General features: G+C 33.9%; 15 protein-coding genes. All 15 read right to left on the reverse strand.

Annotated elements, in window-relative coordinates:
• Positions 1-20 precede the first annotated feature (20 nt).
• The 15 genes from BC961_RS14445 to BC961_RS14930 all read right to left on the reverse strand — a co-directional run bounded on the left by BC961_RS14445 (position 21) and on the right by BC961_RS14930 (position 19,193).
• The gene (locus tag BC961_RS14445) at positions 21-3,155 is read right to left on the reverse strand and encodes a SusC/RagA family TonB-linked outer membrane protein (protein WP_121926571.1); all 3,135 of its coding nucleotides are present in this window, start codon (positions 3,153-3,155) and stop codon (positions 21-23) included.
• 659 nt (positions 3,156-3,814) lie between these two features.
• Positions 3,815-4,504, reverse strand: coding sequence for a DUF6250 domain-containing protein (locus BC961_RS14450; RefSeq protein WP_121926572.1), 690 nt, complete (start codon positions 4,502-4,504; stop codon positions 3,815-3,817).
• Between the two features lie 157 nt (positions 4,505-4,661).
• The gene (locus BC961_RS14455) at positions 4,662-5,810 is read right to left on the reverse strand and encodes an alpha-hydroxy acid oxidase (RefSeq protein ID WP_121926573.1); all 1,149 of its coding nucleotides are present in this window, start codon (positions 5,808-5,810) and stop codon (positions 4,662-4,664) included.
• A 9-nt stretch (positions 5,811-5,819) separates the two neighbouring features.
• A complete protein-coding gene (locus BC961_RS14460; RefSeq protein WP_121926574.1) occupies positions 5,820-6,161 on the reverse strand; it encodes an L-rhamnose mutarotase in 342 nt (113 codons plus the stop codon).
• Complete coding sequence (gene fucP, locus BC961_RS14465) at positions 6,148-7,476, reverse strand: L-fucose:H+ symporter permease (RefSeq protein ID WP_394345457.1); 1,329 nt, start codon at positions 7,474-7,476, stop codon at positions 6,148-6,150. The genes BC961_RS14460 and fucP overlap by 14 nt, the downstream gene beginning before the upstream one ends.
• A complete protein-coding gene (locus BC961_RS14470) occupies positions 7,476-8,258 on the reverse strand; it encodes an L-fucose dehydrogenase (RefSeq protein WP_121926576.1) in 783 nt (260 codons plus the stop codon). Before BC961_RS14470 ends, fucP begins: the two co-directional genes overlap by 1 nt.
• A 4-nt stretch (positions 8,259-8,262) precedes the next feature.
• Positions 8,263-9,093, reverse strand: a complete 831-nt coding sequence (locus tag BC961_RS14475) for an amidohydrolase family protein (RefSeq protein ID WP_121926577.1) — start codon at positions 9,091-9,093, stop codon at positions 8,263-8,265.
• Positions 9,094-9,945, reverse strand: a complete 852-nt coding sequence (locus BC961_RS14480; RefSeq protein WP_121926578.1) for a fumarylacetoacetate hydrolase family protein — start codon at positions 9,943-9,945, stop codon at positions 9,094-9,096.
• Between the two features lie 20 nt (positions 9,946-9,965).
• On the reverse strand, positions 9,966-10,742 hold the full coding sequence (locus BC961_RS14485; RefSeq protein ID WP_121926579.1) for an SDR family NAD(P)-dependent oxidoreductase: 777 nt from the start codon (positions 10,740-10,742) through the stop codon (positions 9,966-9,968).
• Position 10,743: 1 nt separating this feature from the next.
• The gene (locus tag BC961_RS14490; RefSeq protein WP_121926580.1) at positions 10,744-12,063 is read right to left on the reverse strand and encodes an L-fuconate dehydratase; all 1,320 of its coding nucleotides are present in this window, start codon (positions 12,061-12,063) and stop codon (positions 10,744-10,746) included.
• A 77-nt stretch (positions 12,064-12,140) separates the two neighbouring features.
• Positions 12,141-14,003, reverse strand: coding sequence for an alpha-L-fucosidase (locus BC961_RS14495; protein ID WP_170151330.1), 1,863 nt, complete (start codon positions 14,001-14,003; stop codon positions 12,141-12,143).
• Between the two features lie 241 nt (positions 14,004-14,244).
• Positions 14,245-17,316, reverse strand: coding sequence for a chondroitinase family polysaccharide lyase (locus BC961_RS14500; RefSeq protein WP_121926582.1), 3,072 nt, complete (start codon positions 17,314-17,316; stop codon positions 14,245-14,247).
• A gap of 482 nt (positions 17,317-17,798) precedes the next feature.
• Positions 17,799-18,317, reverse strand: coding sequence for a T9SS type A sorting domain-containing protein (locus tag BC961_RS14505; RefSeq protein ID WP_170151331.1), 519 nt, complete (start codon positions 18,315-18,317; stop codon positions 17,799-17,801).
• Positions 18,318-18,386: 69 nt separating this feature from the next.
• Positions 18,387-19,001, reverse strand: coding sequence for a hypothetical protein (locus BC961_RS14510; RefSeq protein WP_121926584.1), 615 nt, complete (start codon positions 18,999-19,001; stop codon positions 18,387-18,389).
• A 60-nt stretch (positions 19,002-19,061) separates the two neighbouring features.
• Positions 19,062-19,193 carry a hypothetical protein gene (locus BC961_RS14930; protein ID WP_262706571.1) on the reverse strand — a complete coding sequence of 44 codons (132 nt, stop codon included), beginning with the start codon at positions 19,191-19,193 and terminating at the stop codon, positions 19,062-19,064.
• Positions 19,194-19,234: the final 41 nt, after the last annotated feature.

Consider the following 19,234-nt stretch of genomic DNA (forward strand, 5'->3'; position numbering starts at 1 on the left):
GCTATTGAGTATTAATATCGTTAGAAACTTAAGTTAAGAGTAGCGCCATAAGTACGTGTAGATGGAGCTGAGAAAGCCTCGATTCCTACAGAACTATTGGCTGTTCCAACAACTGATTCTGGATCGAATCCTTTGGCATTATTTTTAAAGAAAAATAAGTTTCTACCTGAGAAGGAAATACTTGCATTTTGGAAAAAAGTCTTTCCGAATAATTCTTTTGGAATATTGTATCCAATAACTACTTCTCTTAAACGAATGTTAGTAGCACTATATGTAAAAACTTCTCCTGCAGGTGCGTTTCTTCCACCTACTTTTGTCCAATATTGCTCTGCAGTAATGCTTTTATTATTTGCACTACCATCTGCAAACACACCATCAAAAACAAAACCATCACGTCCAGCTAATGTACCTTCAGCGACACCATCTCCATACGTATTAGCATTTGTAAATGAAGATACTACACCTCCAATACGAGCTCCAATAAGAAAACTGAAGAATACGTCTTTGTAACTAAGTTTGTTCATAATACTTCCAGTCCAATCTGGTCTTGTATTACCAAGATACACACTTTGAGCACTAGTTATAATTGGTAATCCGTTAGCATCAACTATGATTTGTCCTGTTGCATTACGAGTATATCCACGGCTATATAACTCACCGTAAGGTTTTCCTTTTATAACTTTTACAGTATTCATGAAATCACCAGCACCTAATATAAATTCATTTAAAGTTGGAGAAATTTCAATTACTTCATTTGTATTTTTCGAATAATTTACAGACATGTCCCATTTAAAATCAGATTGTTTAATGATTTTACCACCTAAAGTTAGTTCGATACCACTATTTTTAACATTACCAGCATTAATAAATTCTGATGACCATCCTGAAGCTGCTGGTAAAGTTACTGGCAATAATTGGTTTCTAGAATTACTATTAAACCAAGTAAATTCAACGTTAAGTCTATTATCAAATAAACGTAAATCTATCCCAGCTTCTTGAGAAGTTGTGATTTCTGGTTTTAAATTTGAAATGGGTAAACGTCCATCGCGATTAATAATAACACCATTTCCACCAACTGAACTTGTGTACGTTTGAGTCAAATTGTATGGATCAGCATCGTTACCAGTTTGTGCGATAGAGGCTCTAATTTTTGCAAAATTAATAAAAGAGGGCATTTTGAAAATATCAGATATAATAGTCGTGATACCTGCAGAAGAGAAAAAATAAGAATTATTTCCTTTTGGTAGGGTAGAAGACCAGTCATTACGACCTGTAAGTGTTAATGTTGCAAGGTTTTTATACCCTATGTCAGTTGTTGCATATAAAGATTGTTTTTCTCTCTCAAATAAAGATCTGTCAAAAGTTCCCGCAGCAGCATTACCAGTTGTAAAAAAGTTTTCGATTATTAAACCACCATTATCAGTAAAAGAAGAGATAATTTTGTTTTGTTGGATGTTACCACCAAAGTTTGCACTAATGTTGAAATCTTCACTTATCTTTTTGTCATAGTTAAAAAGGAAATCATTGTTAAGTTCCATTACATCTCTTTGTTCCACTCTATAATTTCCTTTTTCGGCAATAGTGTAAGTATTATTAGCCCATTTTAGCTCAACATCATCCACGTATTTATCTAAACCAGAACGAAGCGTTAAGCTTAATTCAGGAAGGATTTTATAATTTAAAGCAACAAATCCCATCATACGATTACGCTCGTTAACTGCTTTTACATTATTTTTTGTCCAATAAGGGTTACTTCCTCCATTTGAGCCTGGATTCCAGAAATTTTGACGCGTAAAACCGCCAGCATCAACATAACTGTAGTTTTTTGCGTCGTCAAGAGAAATATTTCTTGGAAGTCTTGATACATGACGATTCACGTTGTCAAATGCATCACCTGTTCTTTGACGGTTGTTAATAATTTCATTTAAATATGTCACTTTAGCATCAAGACTCAATTTTTCACCAAATTGGCTTCCAAGTCTGAAATTTAGATTGTTTCTTTTTAATGTGTTATTGTCAACAATTCCAGTTGCAGCAGTATTAGTATAAGAGAAATATACTTGTGTTTTTTCAACACCACCATTAAGTGCAATTGTATTAACTAAATTAGTTCCTGTAGTGTAAAAATCTTTAACGTTGTTTGGTTGGGCAGTAAAAGGAAGCGTTTTACCTGCGTCAGCTGGAATTACACTCCAAGTAGGGACTTGGTTTCCATCCATCTTAGGTCCCCAACTTTGCTCAGATGCTTTATTGTAAGCGCCTGAAGTTCCTTGACCATAAATATTTTGTTGTTCTTGTAATATACGTGGCGTATCTGCTTGAAATCCTACACTGTAAGAGATCCCAAGTCCTTTTCTGTTACTACCTTTTTTAGTCGTAATAATTATCGCTCCATTTGCTGCTCTACTTCCGTATAATGCAGTTGCCGACGCACCTTTTAAAACATTTATAGATTCAATGTCGTCTGAGTTGATACTTGATATACCATCACCTAAATCACGTCCCCTTGTAGCACCTGCTCCAGCACCCGATTCTGGTCCTCCTCCTGAATTGTCAATAGGAATACCGTCTACTACGTACAATGCTTGGTTGTTTCCGCTTATAGAACGGTCTCCACGAAGTGTCACTCTAGTAGAGCCACCTAGACCTGAAGAAGAACGCGAAATATCAATACCTGCTACTTTACCAGAAAGAGAATTGGCTACATTTAAGTCTCTTGCTCTTGTTAAATCTTCAACCTCTACGGTCTGTGTAGAATAGGTTAGGTTTCTTTTACTTTTTTTAATTCCTAAAGCGGTTACAACAACATCTTTAAGGCCGATAGTAGAAGTTGAAAGAACAACATTTAAAACAGCTGCGTTTCCTACGGTTACGGTTTTTGTTTCAAAACCTACAAAACTAAGGGTCAATTGATCTGTTGCCGATGCTTGGATTTTAAATTGACCATTCATGTCAGATTGAGTTCCTGTCTTCTGACCTTTTAAAACAATAGAAACACCTGGAATAGGAATTTTTTGTTCATCCGTGACTAGCCCGCTAATCACTTTGCTTTGTGCTTGTGCTTGCACTACAGTTGCTAATAAAAAAATACCAAAAATAAGCTGTTTGAAAACAAGCGAAAATTTCTGGCATTTTAGTTTTAAATCTTTTTTCATAAGTGTTTATTTGGTTTTGTATTAGTTCTATCAAAAATATAAAAACGTTTTCAGTCTGATTGATAAAAACTCTTGTTTTATTTTTTTTAATACTATTTTTATGAATAATTGAAATAAAGTATATTTTTTATGTTAAATAGCAGTTATAGTAGATATTTTTATGAAATTTAACTAATAATTAGGAGTTTTATTTTTTATAGATTTAATAAGAATTTTAATCCTATTTTTTTATAATATGAGAACGTTATTATTTTTGACAAGAATTAATATGGTTGTTGTAAAATTGCAATTTTTAGTTTTGCATTTCTTCATTAATGTATAAAAATCGCAAAATATTATATATAGAAATTACAAAGTAATCATAGCATCTTAACTCTTATCTTGGCATGGAAACGTAGTACTAAAACCACTGATCTGTATATATAAAAGCAATTTTAGTATTCTTTACTTACTTTGTTGAGATTGAATACATCTAACAGTGTAATATGTATAATTAATTAAGATAAGGTTAAGCTCTTTTTTGAGAATAATTTAAGTATCTACTTTCAAATAGAAATTAATCCCAGACTTGGTAGTAGTGTTTATCAGCGGTTAGACTATCGCGAATTTGATAGTCAACATAGTTTTAAGTCATTCATAATTGTGCCAAGTAGCTTCAATTAATGAATAACGCTAATCTTTAAATTCTCAATTATCATATGATTTTCCACTGTTCGAATTCCGAAATAGCCCTTTGTGTATGGCATTTCATCGTTTAGGTTAAAAATTACTTCTCCATCGCGTAGATATTGAATCTTATTTTTATTGGCAATTAGCGTAATATGCATTTTCTTATTTGGGATGATCATAAATTTTTGATCACTTAAGTCGTGCTCCGCTAGTAGTGGTCGATCTTTATTTCCGTCATACCTTCTAAATCTTGTTTTAGAGTTATCATGACCACCATAACCTACATAATATTGCTTTAACTCGTGATAATTTGGAAAAAAACCTTTTCTATTTTTCGAATCTTTAAAAAAATCATTTGGATTTTTAGGATCATTGGCCATCCAGAAACAATTTAAATCGGATACTCTATCATAAGGACCTTTATTGTCAATGACAGTTACATCATATTCAATTTGTATGGGAGCGTTTAATATATGTTTAAACCATATCGTACACCCTTTAGCGTCAGTAATCTCTATAACTTTATTTTTGAATTCTACTTTTCCTCCTTCTTGCTGCTCGATAATCCAATTTTCACTAGTTAAATAGCTGTCATCGAAACTCTTTGTATCAATGGACTTGCAAGCAAACAAGGAAAATGTACAGAAAACTAAAACAATTATTTTAAAAATTTTCATCATAATATAGTATCGTGTTTTTTTATAATAAAAGATTAAAAAACCAGTTAGAGGTAAAGTGCAAATTTTTATTTGACATTTTACAAATTCACTAATTATTCAAACTCCACAATCTACTAGTTTGGATTACATTTAGCACGTTTCCAAATAGATCTCTGATTTACTTTACAATGAAGTGATGTAAATCTTGTACTTTTTCACAACAAACTTGTTCCATCACCTGTTGGAATTCTCGTTTCATCAATGAAATAGTATGATTTCCACCTTCTTTACCTAAAGCTCCTACACCGTACATAAAACTACGACCCATAAATGTAAAATCAGCTCCGCTCGCCATTGCTCTCGCAATATCTGGTCCACCGCGCAATCCTGAATCTACCATGATTTTTATTTGGTCTTTATATTTTTGAGCAAGAAGAGTCATAGGTACGATTGAGGACTGGCCAGCGTCTAATTGTCTTCCGCCATGATTAGAAACAATTATACCATCAATTCCTAAAGCAATAGCTTTTTGTGTATCACTTTCACTTACTACACCTTTTATTACCAGATTACCTTTCCATTGATCTCTAATAGCGGCGATTCTATCTTCGTTTAAACGACCAGAAAAAGTAGTATCCATAAATTCACCTAATTTTTTTAAATTAAGTCCTTTTGGCATATACGCTTCCATTGTTCTAAAAGCAGGTTGGCCATGAATCAATGTTTGAATTGCCCAATCCGGTTTTGTAAAAACTTCCAAGATATTTTTTACGCTCATGCTTGGAGGCATCGCTAATCCATTACGCACATCTCTTGGTCTATAGCCAAAAGTAGGAACGTCCGCTAAAATTACAAGTACATCTGTTCCCGCGTAAGCTGCTCTGTTTAATAGATCAATTTTTACTTTTTCATCTGTTGGGTGATACAATTGAAACCACGATTTTCCTTCTGTTATCTCTGCAATTCTTTCAATACTTGATGTTGTAACAGTACTAAGGATAAATGGGACGTTGTGATCAAAAGCTGCCTTTGCTAAAATTTCTGGTGCATTAGGCCACATTAACCCCTGCAAACCCACTGGTGATATTCCAAAAGGTGCATCATAGGTTTTTCCAAATAGTTCTGTTCTCATATCAGATTTATCAAACTTTGATAAATACTGTGGTGTTAATTCTATTTTCTGAAGATCAGAACGATTTTTATCTAAATTAATGTCTTCATTGCATCCGCCATCTAAGTACTCAAAAGCAAATTTTGGCATTTTAACCTTTGCTCTTTTTCTTAAGTCGGTAACAGAAGGATATTTTGGGTTTATTTTAATTTCCATCTTGGTCTATTATTTTTTTAAATGATATATTTTTTCCATTAACATCCATTTTTCTCCTTTTTTTGCCTGCGGAATTGCCTGCTGATAGTTCCACATTAACTGCTCCCATTCTTGTACTTTTGGATTTGCTGCGTCTGATTGTGACTTCTGTTCAAAAGAAAAATTTTCTGAAACATCCATAATCATAAAAAGCCTATTTGCCACAAGATAAATTTGTAGGTCTTGAATGCCAGCATCTTTTATACTTTCGACAATTTCAGGCCATACTGACTCATGGTATTTTTTATACGCTTCAATTAAATTTGTATCATCAATTAAGTCAAGTGCAAAACAATGTCTATCTGTTATCATTATTCATAGTTTTATATCCAAAAAATGCCACAACTGCTAAGCAAATCATAGGAAGAATAAACGAAAAATTAACTTCTGGGATGTATCCAAAGATCTTTGAATCATCAAATCCCGGACCACCAATATCCAAAATATAACCTTGCAATACAGGTAGTAAAGCACCACCAACAATGGCCATTACTAACCCTGCAGAACCAATTTTAGCTTCGTCACCCATATTCTTTAATGAGATCCCGTAAATAGTAGGGAACATGATGCTCATAAAAAATGAAGTAGCTACTAAAGAGTATAAACCAAAATGACCACCAACGAATACCGTAATCATCGTTGTTGTAACACCACCGATACCAAAAAGGAATAACAATTTAGAAGGATTAGAGTTTTTCATTAAAAAAGTACCTAACCATCGACCAGATAAAAATAATATCATCGCTGCTACATTGTACCAAGTAGCTGTCAAATGTTCATTAACTGGCAACGTAGCATTCAAATTGTCTACATACTGAAATATAAATGTCCAACACATAATTTGTGCGCCAACGTAAAATATTTGAGCGAAAACACCCTTTAAATACGCACTATTTTTTGATAATTTTTTAAATGTTTCAGGTAAAGAAATCTTAGATTGCTCTTCCATTTTAGGAAATTTTATTAAAGCAACTGCTGCCATAATAATCAAAACTAAAACGCCTAATGCAATATAAGGAATACTGATTACGCTCAAATCATTTTCACGAACTGCAGCAATTTCTGCACTCGACAAGGCTTGGTACGTTTCCTTTGTGAAAGCATTTGATCGTAAAGCATCAATAATAAATACTTGTGCGATAATCATTCCTGTTAAAGAACCTAGCGGATTAAATGCTTGTGCGAGATTTAACCTTTGAGTTGCAGTTTCTTTAGTTCCTAATGCTAAGATTAATGGGTTTGATGTTGTCTCTAAAAATGCCAAACCACACGTCATTACCCAAAGTGAAATTAAAAAATAAGTGAAAGTCTCGTATTCTGCGGCGGGATAAAAAAGAAAAGCTCCAATTGCATATAAAGACAAGCCTACTATTATTCCTGATTTATAATTGTATTTTCTAATGAATAGGGCAGCGGGTAGTGCCATAAAAAAGTACCCAAAATAAAATGCAAATTGCACCAATGAAGCTTCCATATTAGAAAGTTCAGGCATCACTTTTTTAAATGCAGATACCATAGGATTCGTCAAATCATTGGCAATCCCCCATAGCGCAAACAAAGAGGTAATTAGTATAAAAGGAACCAAAACATTTCTGGCAACTATAGGTTGTTTTATAATTTTTTCTATCATTGGATTGCACGATCTAAATGAGTATAGCCACCATCAACAAACAATAATTGTCCAGTGGTGTGACTGGATATTTCTGAAAGTAAAAATGCAACAGTATTAGCAATTTCAGTATCAGTTGTCATTCGATGTCCTAACGGAATATGCTTGGTAATACTTTCTAATTTTTCTTCAGGATTTTCAAACGTTTGTAACCATTTTTTATACAATGGAGTAAAACATTCAGCGACTATAACAGCGTTTACTCTTATTTCGTAAGGCAATAATTCAACAGCCCATTCTCTTGTTAAAGCATTTCTTGCGCCATTCGCAGCAGCGTATCCAGAAGTTCCTCCTTGGCCAGTAACTGAAGTTTTTGAACCAATATTTACAATTGATCCTTTACTTTTCTTAAGTTCTGGTAATGCGTGATGTGCCATTGCGTAGTAGTGTGCTACATTGCGCTGAATAGAAAGCATAAAATCGTCATAATTTCCATTTTCTAGTCCAACACCGTCATTTACTCCTGCGTTGTTTACCAAGCCATCAATTCTTCCAAATTGCTTAACGATACTGTCAATAGCATTTTTACACTCGGCTTTATCATTCAATTCACCAACAACGTAAAACGCTTCACCACCTTCTGCTTTTATTTCAGTAGCAGCGTGAAGTGCATCTGTTTCATTTCTTCCTACAATTACAGGAATAGCGCCTTCTTGAGATAGTACTTTGCAAATACCAAAGCCAATACCTTTTGATCCTCCAGTAACTATTATAATTTTATCTTTGAGCTTTAAATCCATAGTTTTAATCTTTTATATCGTACAAATTTTTCGCATTAAGTCCCATAATTTGTTGTTGTTCACTTTTAGTAAACTTTTGAATGTAATTTTCAACTAAACTCAACGTTGTGGAGTAATTCCCTGCAAGCAAGCTTACTGGCCAGTCACTACCAAAAATTGTTCTCTCCGTTCCAAAGCAGTCAAAAATCGCTTCGAAATAAGGCTCAAATTGCTGTTTTTGCCAACTGGTCCAATCAGCTTCTGTTGTTAAACCAGATACTTTACAGGCCACATTATCAATAGCCGATAATTCCTCAATCAAACTTTTCCAGACTTTTATTTTTCCATCTTTTATGTACGGTTTAGCGCAATGATCAAGTATGAATTGTTGATTAGAAAATTTTTCAACTAACAAAATTGCTTCTTCTAATTGATTGGGATAAATTAAAATATCGTACGTCAATTTATATTTTTCCAATGCCGAAATGCCGCGCTGAAAATCTGCTCTTAACATAAAACCCTTTTGCTCAGATTGAACAATATGTCTCAGGCCTTTTAGTTTCTCAAATTTTGAAAAATATTCTAAACGAGCTTCGATAGTATCTGAACATAAATCCAACCAACCCACAACACCTTTTATAAAACTATTTCTTTCAGCTAAATTTAGTAAAAATTCTGTTTCTTTTTCAGAAGAATCGGCTTGAACTGCAATGCAGCCTTCAAAATTATTTTCCTTCAAAAGTGGCTCTAAATCCTTAGGTAAGAAATCGCGTTGTAAAACACTCATGTCTTCATTAATCCACGAATCTCGAACGGGATCAAAATGCCAAAAATGTTGATGTGAGTCTATTCTCATTTAGTTGTACGCTACGACGTTCTGTTCAGAAACTCCTAAACCTTCAATTCCTAGTCTCATTACATCTCCTGCTTTTAAGTACATTGGCGGTTTAAACCCTAAACCAACGCCAAACGGAGTACCAGTTGAAATTACATCTCCAGGTAATAATGTCATAAATTGACTGATATAAGATACAACCTCCTGAACGTTAAATATAAAGTCAGATGTAGAAGAGTGTTGTAAGCGTTTGCCATTAACTTCTAACCACAATTCTAAATTATTAGGATCTTTAATTTCATCTTTTGTTGCTAAGAATGGTCCAAGAGGAGCAAACGTATCGCAGCCTTTTCCTTTACACCATTGACCTTCTTTTTCAATTTGAAAAGCGCGCTCAGATACATCATTATGCAATAAATATCCAGCAATATAATCGTCAGCATCCTCTAAAGATACATAAGATGCTTTTTTACCAATAACAACTGCTAATTCAACTTCCCAATCCGTTTTTAAACTGTTTTTAGGAATCATCACATTGTCATTAGGACCAACAATCGCCGTTGTTGATTTGAAGAATAAAACAGGCTCTGTTGGCACTTTTGCACCTGTTTCTTCTGCATGTTTAGCGTAATTCAGACCCACACATACTAACTTTGATGGTCTACCAATTGGTGAACCTAAACGCACTGAATCATCAACCGTTGTGCAAGTAGCTTCGTTTACTTTTAACCAATCTTTTAATCGATCTAAGCCATTAGTTTCAAAGAATTTTTCGTCGTAATCTTCTCCAAATGCACTTACGTCTATTCTTTTATTTTCTAGTTGAATTCCTATTTTTTCGTTCCCTTCTGTTCCGAATCGTATTAATTTCATCTGTTTATTTTTTAATTTTTCTAATTATTTAACGTTACAAATCCACCATCAATGGGAAAATTTGAACCTGTAATGAAGGATGCTTCATCACTACATAAGTACAGTGCAAGATTTGCAATTTCTTCTGGTTTTCCCATACGACCTATTGGCTGTGTTTTTGAAAGTTTTTCGAACATTTCAGCTTGATTATCAGGATAATTGTTCTGGATAAATCCGTCAACAAAAGGAGTATGAACACGAGCTGGAGAGATACAGTTGCAACGAATGCCTTCGTTTACATAATCCTTAGCTACAGAATACGTCATTGTTAAAACCGCACCTTTAGTCATCGAATAAGCAAATCGATCAGATATACCAACCGATGCTGCGATAGATGCCATATTTACAATTACTCCGCTTTTATGTTTTTTAAAGTGTGAGATTGCCGCTTTCATTCCGTTGTAAACACCTTTGATATTTACGTTGAATAATCGATCTAAATCCTCTGAATTAGTGTTTTCAATATTTCCTACGTGTGCAATTCCAGCATTATTAATTAGGATATTGATGGTTTTATTTTTGGCGATTTCGTCAAAAATAGTTTCCATTTGTTCTTGGTTGGAAACATCACACTGATAAAAGTTAGCTGATCCGCCTTCTTTTTCAATTTCTGAAACTGTGTTATTTCCATTATCTGTACTAAAATCTAAAATACAAACATGTGCACCTTGTCTAGCAAATGTCGTTGAAATAGCTTTTCCTATTCCACTTCCTCCGCCGGTAACTATTGCTGTTTTTCCTTTCAAACTGAATACCATATTATGCTTTTTTTAATTTGTTAGTCCAGATTTCTCCTGTAGGGAATGTGTATGCTGCTAATGATTCTGGTTTCATTGTAATACTATATCCCGGTTGCTTTGGCGGCATGTAAGCTCCATTTTTTATTACTACTGGTTCGAAGAAATGTTCATGTAAGTGATCTACATATTCAATTATTCTATCTTCCTTTGTTCCGCTAACACAGATATAATCAATCATTGATAAATGCTGAACATATTCGCAAAGTCCTACACCACCAGCATGAGGACAAACAGGAACTTTATATTTTGCAGCCATTAGTAAGATGGCAAAAATTTCGTTTACACCACCAACACGGCAGCTATCAATTTGGCAAATCTGTAATGCATCTGCCATAATTAATTGTTTAAACATTACTCTGTTTTGGCAGTGCTCACCAGTTGCAACTTTAATAGGTGCAACCGCTCTAGCGATTTTTGCATGACCTAAAATATCATCTGGACTCGTAGGTTCCTCAATCCAATACGGATTAAATTTCTTCAGTGATGCCATGTTTTCAATTGCTTCATCGACATCCCACTTTTGATTAGCGTCCATCATTAATTGTAAATCATCACCAATTTCTTCGCGAATAATTTGAGCACGACGCATATCATCTTGCAGGTCTGAACCTACTTTTATTTTCATATGTTTGAAACCTTCTGCTTTTGCTTCTTGACATAATCTACGCATTTTGTCATCGCTATACCCTAACCATCCTGCAGAAGTAGTGTACGCAGGATATCCATTTTCTAGTAGGTCGTTAATACGATCTTGCTTAGTTGCTTGATTATTTGTTAAAATTTCTAAAGCTTCAGCAGGAGTAATAGCGTCTGTGATATAAGTAAAATCAACACATCTTACAAATTCCTCAGGTGACATATCAGCTATTAATTTCCATAATGGTTTTCCTTCGACTTTGGCATATAAATCCCAAACTGCATTTACGACCGCTCCTGTTGCCAAGTGTATTACTCCTTTTTCTGGACCTAACCAGCGAAGTTGGCTATCACCGGTAATCATCTTCCAAAAATTTCCCATGTTTTGAGTGAAAGATTCTAAAGTTTTACCAACTATCAAATGTGAAAGCGATTCGATTGCAGCTACACATAGTTCATTTCCTCTACCTATTGTAAAAGTTAGACCATGACCTTCAAATTCCGGATCGTCTGTTTTTAAAATAACGTATGCGGCAGAATAATCTGGATCTGGATTCATAGCGTCAGAACCATCTAGAGAATCACTTGTTGGGAAACGAACATCTTTAGTTAAGACCTCGGTTATTGTTATTGTTTTTTTCATTTGTTGATATGTGTTACTTAATAATTACTATTGCTGCCTTAATTAATTTCGAAAAATATTAAAATTAAGAAATAAATTTAAATTTTTATTAATTCAATTTTTTCCAGTCCTAATCCTTCAGTCCATTTGTCAGCACCTATTTTAAAACCTTTTAATTGTAAGGTGTAAGTGCCCGCTTTTAATAACTCGATTTCACCTGCATTGCTGCCAATTTCTTTGTAGAAAAATAATGTAGGGTTTATCATTTCAGTATCTCTTTTTAGAGATACGGGTATGATTTTACCTGCTACTTGAATACTACCTGTTTGCTCTGAACCTGTCCATACAGGCTTAGAGTGATTTCCTTTTTCATTAGAAACAATTCTAATTTTGAATTTACCAGGAGTATGAACTTTAAACTGCCATGAAGATATCGCTTCATCTTTCATATAGCTGCTTGTAATTCTATCTAAACTGATGTTATTTTCTTTATTTTGTGATAGATTGCGATCGATCTTCAATTCAGCATCTTTGTATTCAACCACTATTGGAGTCGCAAACTCTTTCTTCGAAACACCAGCTAAATCTAATGTTAGAAAACGTCCATCTTGTTTAAATTTAATATTTTTTGAGTTGCCTAATACGTGTATTTTATCAATAGAACTGATAATTCCGTTTAGTTCAATGGTGTTGTTTTTTGGCCAGTTAAAAACATTTAAGTAAATTTTATTTGGTTTCTGTGTTACATAACCCCAATTATAATTCCATGGAAAAGGGGAGGGAGTAGTATTATAAACAGACTCTCCGTTTTCTTTTAACCAAGATCCTGCAATCTTTAAATTTTTAACAGGTTCAGCTGGCATCAATCCGCTTGCCATAGGACCCACGTTCAATAAATAATTTCCATTTCTACTTGCCGAAGCAATTAACGAATTTAAAATAAAATTAGGTTTTCTCCATTCATGATCGTCTTTTCTATAACCCCAAGATGTATTTGTAGTTCCAGCCATCTCAAAAGGTATCGGCATTTGATCTCCAGTAAAGTAATTATCTGAAGGTGTGAAAAAGTCAAAATACAAGTCTTTGTTCATTGCTACAGGAGCTGCTTCATCTCCAATTCTTGAACTAATAATAATATTGGGTTGTAATTCTTTGGTAATTTTGACGAACTCGCGAATTTCTTCGTTATCTAAACCTTTACCCATATCAAACCAAATGATATCAATCGTACCATAATTTGTTAGGATCTCGCGAAGCTGTGGAAATGATTTCTCTTTTAAGTATTTAGCACGATCCATCTTTTTTGAATCGAAATCCACTAAATTCATGCGGTCTCTTAAAGCTCCTTCACCTATATAAGCTTGAGAGTTATCCCAGTCGATCGCATGCGAATAGTATAATCCAAATTTTATTCCTTGTTTGTCGCATGCAGCTTTTAATTCTTTTATGATATCTCGTTTAAAAGGAGTGTTCATTACGTTATACGCTGATACTTTAGAATTAAATAATGCAAATCCATCGTGGTGCTTTGATGTGATTATCATGTATTTCATTCCTGCAGCTTTAGCAACAGAAACCCATTCATCTGCATCAAAATCTTTTGGATTAAATTGATCCATTAACTTTTTGTATTCAGATCCAGGTATCTTTAAAGTGTTTTGAATCCATTCAGCAATTTTAGGTGTTATTTCTCCATTGTATTCTCCGCCTAAAATGGAATATAAACCCCAATGTATAAACATGCCATACTTTGCATCTTTCCACCACTGCATTCTCTTTTGGTATTCTTCTTCCGTTTCATACGGCAAATCCACTTTTGAAGGGGTATTACTTTTAAAATAGGCGTCAAAATTACTTTGGAATCTTTTTGATTCATTTGCATCTGCATACGGGTTTTCCTCATTTTTTTCTGTAACGCTTTCTTTATTACTAGATTTAGTATTCACAGTTTCTGTTTTCATGTTTATTTTACATGACATAAAAGAAAGAGAAAGACTAAGGAGCATTATTTTGCAAAGATAGTTTGTATTCATAATTTGTATATTTTATTATGTAACCGCTTTTTGTGGCGTGTATAAAGTTAAATCTAATATTAAAGAATTAATAGAACTGAACTAAAATAGTATAGAATTTTTTATTTTAAACAACCGCAAAATCCCTTATTACAGGGATTTGCGATCGTTACCAAACAATTTATTCATACTACCTATTAAGTTTAAACTCTCTTGGCAAACCATCCACGCACGTTAACGTGATAATAGTATTATCTCCAGAAGTGTCAATATTTTTAATAAAATCTACAGGAAGTACTTTCCATTTCCCTACAATTGTTATTTTCAATTCTACTGGCTGGCTATAATTCCTATACTTTCCTGGCTTGTATTCTGGGAAATTTAAATCAGGTTGAACTGCGCTAATAGTCAATTCATTTTTAATTTTCTGATTAACCATTAATAAAGCAGGAGAAGAAACTTCTTTTATAATTTCCTTGTCTAAAGGCTGGTTAGCTCCAAAGATTACAAAACCTGTTGTATTTGTCTCTTTATTTAAGACTATATGCGCTATACCATCTGCTCTTTTAATTTCAAATGACTTATCGTTTGCAGCTATTTTACCGAAATTATTCTGATTTTGTTTGCTCAAAAACGGATAAATAACATATTGGTATGATGCATTTTTTGGTGAAGTGCCATGATCAATCCAAGCAGAAGCAAAATCCCCGTAAGTTTCGCGAGCTCCATTAACAGGATCTTCAATTATTCCAGTATTTATAGAATATTCATTATGATACGATTGTTGGTAAGCTTTTTTGAATTGTACTGAATTGTTAGACAGTACATTGTATCCATTTCCATAAGGATCAATTAACCAATTTGATGATTTTTTATTTTTCTTTAGCTCTGTTTCAAAAGGAAATTTAGTAATTGTTTCTGAAGCTGTCATTATAGGAGCCTTAGTATCTTTCAAGGAGGATTGGAAAATATTGGTTTGCGTTGGATTCTTCGTATCGATACTAGAAATATCCGTTCCTATCGCAATCATTTTTCCACCAAAAGCAAACACTGATTTCTTAGCGGTTAGCTTTCCTGGAAAGCCTAGATTTGACTCATTACCGTCTGCATTTGTGCCTTTTGATTCATTTAAAATCATTCCGAAAATTCCATCTTGACCTAATACAGTCGAACCAGCGAAGGATTCATTAGAACGGAACATAATCAATGGTAGTTTAGGTTCTAACTCTTTTAAGGGTAAATTTATCACTGTAGAACCGGGATATCTATTCCAATCCCAACCTTCTTGTACAAATCCACTTGCCTCTTCACCTCCAGAATTTAACAACTGAATAGTACCGTTTGCTGGATATCTACCGTATCTATTAGCTTTCACATATATTTCTGAAGCCCACACGTACTTGCTGTATCCTTTAATAATTGCTGCCCAATCGTCACGTCTATGAATAGCCGTAGCGCCGTAAGGTAAGGAACGATAACCTGATAATATTTCTGGATACAATCCTTTTTCTGCAAATGATGCTGTAGTTTTAGGGTCTTCTTTGCCCCATAGTCTTAAGTATGCTTCAGCAACATCTTTATCAATCTCCGATGTGCCTTCAGGATTACCTGCATAAGCCATTTCTAAAAACTCATTTTTCAACGAATAGATACCGTTATTTTCTAAAGGATGACGTCCAGCATTACCAAATCCCCAATTATACAATTGGCTATAAGCTCTAGAAGTCAAAAAAGAATATTTAAAATTTTGATGTCCCTCAGAACCAATACGGAATTTTGTTCCAGATAAAGTCTTTATTACTTTAGGCACGTTTTGAAATGCTCCAAGTCCGTAAGCAGGGTAACTTCCATTATGATGCCATGCTGTACCATCTACTTTAAAGCCCCATTCTTCCTTTTGTTGTGCTAATGTGATGTTGATAAAATTTGAATAGGCTTGCACCATTGCAGCTTGCATCTCTTGTTTCTCAAATAAAAATATGAGCATTAAATGATAGTACGATTGCGTATTTAAATAATCAATATTTACGTGAAAATTTTCGGGATTATCTAAAAGTGATCCAATGTTAAAAATCCAATGTAAGCTTGCTCCAACCTCAGCCAGTAAACCATTCTCATCTAGGACTTGACGCATAATGAAAAAGGCTTCCGTAATTTGTCTAACATTATAACCAATATGATGTCTTGTCCCACCATTAGACCCCGCTTGCCAACCTTGATCAAGAAAATATTTTGTTCCATTTAAGAACATTGTTTTCATTTCCTCTTTCTCAGCAGCTGTTCCTTTCTCATACGAGCTTGCTATTTTTTTTAAGGTCTTTCCTAAGTCTTGAACATCAGTTAATACTTGCTTTCCTTGCTGACTTTCATCGTAATAATCTTGTGTGGCTTTAAAAGTCAATGGCGGACCTAAAATTGTTTTACCATTATCTACCAGATTTAATTTTTTATAATCTTCGCGAAGCGACTTTAAATTTAGTTTAGATTTTTTATCTGCTTCATAATTTTGTTCAATAGTTGACTCTATTTTTTTTAAATCTTTTCTAACAGCTTCGGTAACAGCTTCTGTTTTTAAGTTTTTTATGCGGTCGTAGTTGCTTATTAATGGCATCCAATGATCTTCTCCAAGATTTAATTTTGATTTGATAAAGGGAACAATCTCATCTGGGTACGCATGTCGATCATCTTGATATTGAGAATAGATTATATCATCGAAAAATAATTTTCCAGTAGGAGTTGAAGAAGTTATTTTAAAATAATCATAGTCAACTTGAGCTAATTTTTTAGGAGTGTTACCTTGCATTTCGTAGAAAGGAACCCATATAGTGCGCCATCCTGTAAAAGAAAGCGGCAAATCAAAATAGACTTCTCTTTTACCATTTTTTTCGAATGAAACAGTGATTTTACCATTTTGAGCTACCTCATTATAGATTGACATCTGCAAAGTTGGACTTGAAGGAAAAAAAAGGCCGTATTCTAAAGGGCTTTCTTCAGCAGTTAAAATTTTAAATTTTGAAGTTCCAATGGAGCTTTTATCTTTCCATTCCCATTGTAGAGAATTTTTTCCATATTTTCTGTGCGCTTCACTGCGGGCTATTTTTCCATTTGTAATTTGGTAAGCACTTAAACCTTTTTCAGACTCAAAAGATTCAACGGCTGGTTTATAATCACTTTGCGCAAAACTGATACAGGATGTCAAAAAAAACAGTGCTGTAACGGCTTCCTTTTTCTTGGAGGTCAAAAATGAATAATTCTTAGTCATAATTTTCTTAATTTTCTATTGGTTGGTTTAAATAGGATCTAGTGTTGATTTATGAGATATGATCTAAATTACTATACATTTATAACTTGATCAAGTCTTTAAATAGGGTAGAGCACAAACAAAAGTTAGGCCGTCCCTTTTTTACTGTGCTAAAATATTTTTTAATAATTTATTGTTTGTAATTTTTCTTACATTTTAATAAATAATGAACTTCTAATTAGTTCATTTAAAAGTGATTAATTAACGATTATAATACGTGTATAATAATAATTGTTTAACAAGATTACGAAAACCTTTTAATTTAAACAAGTTAATTACGTTAAATGTGCTCGAGAACATTTTTTGTAAATAATTGTCATGGAATAGAATTCTTAAAGCAGCTCTCTTTAATATTTTTAGCTAATAAAAAAAAGCGAGCTAAAAAATATTTTTTAACTCGCTTTTTAATTTTGCGATTACTTCTTTTATGTATACTATTTTATTTACTCCACTAATACTTTCGTAGTTGAATTCGAACCATCTTTGGCTTCAATTTTCATTATATATAAACCTTTAGAAAATTTACTTACATCAATCGCTTTAGCCGAATCTTTGAAGTAAACTTGCTGACCAGCGACATTAGTTAGCGTTACATTTTTAATATCCATGCCATTATCTGATTGCACGATGTTAATCACGCTATTAGTAGGATTAGGATACACCGAAATACCTTGAGTTAAAATATTGTTTTTAGTTGAGAGTAATGAAGTTGAAACATTTATTAATCCAGTTCCTGTCGCTGCGAAATAAGTATCATTTTTATTCGTTGCAGCTGAGCCATTACTACCCCAAGAACCATTCGCTACCCCTGAACCGCCAAGAGTTAGTTTATCTGCAGTATTTGTAAAAGCAACTAAATTTAATGGTCCACCTGTAATATTAAGACTATTGTTTACGCTAATGGGAGCAAATAAAGCAACTCCTATGGCATTGTAAGTTGTTAATGTACTGTAAGCGTTCAACGCGCCGGTAGGGGTAGGTCCACTAATGTGAACACTTGGTTGAAGCGTAGTTTGAGCAGCCGTACCACTTTACAGCACGGTACCATTGTAGGTAAATGTAGTACAGCCAATTGCCGGAGCAGTTCCAGTTAATTCCAGAATCCCACCTGCCTCAATACTTACAGTTCCGGCTATATTAGTATTGGCAGAAGTTACTACTCCAGCACATACTCCATTTCCAGATCTTGAAGAAATAAGTTTAGCACCTGTTGCAATAGTAAAAGAACCGCCTGCAGCAGTTGCTTGACTAGAATTTGTACTAATAGTTCCACTATTTATGCTATATGTTGCACCTTTGGTACCGCTATTAAGAGTACCTATCGCTCCTAAATCTAAAGCACAAACCACATTACCTTGAGCACCGCCACTTCCAAATTCACCAGAATTAATAATAGTTCTTGTACCTCCTAGAAATGACAAAGAACCTGTACTTGTAGTAATCATTGAAGTTTGAGTACTTCCTGTACTTGTTCCCACATAAAAGGGTGTCGTTCCATCAGTAATTGCCGTTGTAATACCAGTGTATGCTCTGATTTTTCCATTCACATTCATTACGTTAGAACCTATAGAGAGAATTCCTTTTGTACCAATAGCAGATGAATTTATGTGTAAATCTTTGCAAGAAGTATCCTGAGTAAGGTTCACTTTATGACTAGCTTGAATATATACAACGTTTGCAGTACCAGGTAAAAAAGTTGCATCCGCCTAAACGCCTCCAGTTCTTGTCTGCCAAGTAGCTAAATCACTCCAGTTACCAGTTGGTACTGCAGATCGATAATCACCATCAGCTACTGTTTGAGCATGCCCCATAATGCTATTAGTGAAGAAAAGAAACATTAAACATACTCGGTATAAATGAGTTAATCCCCTTTGCGTAT

Source organism: Flavobacterium weaverense, assembly GCF_003688495.1.
In the GTDB taxonomy this organism is placed as follows: domain Bacteria; phylum Bacteroidota; class Bacteroidia; order Flavobacteriales; family Flavobacteriaceae; genus Flavobacterium; species Flavobacterium weaverense.

What these genes read in the sequence shown, in the direction of transcription:
- BC961_RS14460 (WP_121926574.1), bottom strand. Translation starts at nt 6,161, where the DNA reads ATGATAACAGATAGACATTGTTTTGCACTTGACTTAATTGATGATACA.
- BC961_RS14485 (WP_121926579.1), bottom strand. Translation starts at nt 10,742, where the DNA reads ATGGTATTCAGTTTGAAAGGAAAAACAGCAATAGTTACCGGCGGAGGA.
- BC961_RS14930 (WP_262706571.1), bottom strand. Translation starts at nt 19,193, where the DNA reads ATGTTTCTTTTCTTCACTAATAGCATTATGGGGCATGCTCAAACAGTA.
- BC961_RS14470 (WP_121926576.1), bottom strand. Translation starts at nt 8,258, where the DNA reads ATGGATTTAAAGCTCAAAGATAAAATTATAATAGTTACTGGAGGATCA.
- BC961_RS14495 (WP_170151330.1), bottom strand. Translation starts at nt 14,003, where the DNA reads ATGAAAACAGAAACTGTGAATACTAAATCTAGTAATAAAGAAAGCGTT.
- BC961_RS14475 (WP_121926577.1), bottom strand. Translation starts at nt 9,093, where the DNA reads ATGAGAATAGACTCACATCAACATTTTTGGCATTTTGATCCCGTTCGA.
- BC961_RS14455 (WP_121926573.1), bottom strand. Translation starts at nt 5,810, where the DNA reads ATGGAAATTAAAATAAACCCAAAATATCCTTCTGTTACCGACTTAAGA.
- BC961_RS14500 (WP_121926582.1), bottom strand. Translation starts at nt 17,316, where the DNA reads ATGACTAAGAATTATTCATTTTTGACCTCCAAGAAAAAGGAAGCCGTT.
- BC961_RS14450 (WP_121926572.1), bottom strand. Translation starts at nt 4,504, where the DNA reads ATGATGAAAATTTTTAAAATAATTGTTTTAGTTTTCTGTACATTTTCC.
- BC961_RS14490 (WP_121926580.1), bottom strand. Translation starts at nt 12,063, where the DNA reads ATGAAAAAAACAATAACAATAACCGAGGTCTTAACTAAAGATGTTCGT.
- BC961_RS14480 (WP_121926578.1), bottom strand. Translation starts at nt 9,945, where the DNA reads ATGAAATTAATACGATTCGGAACAGAAGGGAACGAAAAAATAGGAATT.
- BC961_RS14445 (WP_121926571.1), bottom strand. Translation starts at nt 3,155, where the DNA reads ATGAAAAAAGATTTAAAACTAAAATGCCAGAAATTTTCGCTTGTTTTC.